The organism is Bradyrhizobium sp. LeoA1Lang, assembly GCF_055413685.1.
In genome coordinates this window covers 1-254 of record NZ_JBVAPG010000634.1, presented here as the reverse complement: position 1 = coordinate 254, position 254 = coordinate 1, and the positions used below count along the sequence as shown (strand labels likewise).

Genomic DNA, 254 nt, shown 5'->3' with positions numbered 1-254 from the left:
TACAAGCGGCAAAGGGCAGTCGAATTCTTGAAGTTTTTAAAAGAGATCGATGCCCAGGTCCCTGAAGGCCTCGATGTCCATATCGTCATGGATAACTACGCCACCCACAAGACACCCAGGATCAAAGGTAACCGGCATGAGGCCCCCACCTAGCCATCCTTCGGCTTGCGCGCGATACAGCCTGGCATGAGCGGATCGGTGGAGGTGTAACGATGGCAAATGCCATGCTTGATGCCAGGCAGGAAGGTGACTCC

1 pseudogene is annotated in these 254 nt (G+C 54.7%); it reads left to right on the top strand.

Going from position 1 to position 254, the window contains the following annotated elements:
* A pseudogene (locus ACZYOF_RS44795) lies at positions 1-126 on the top strand (IS630 family transposase); the annotation flags it as partial.
* Between the last annotated feature and the right edge of the window lie 128 nt (positions 127-254).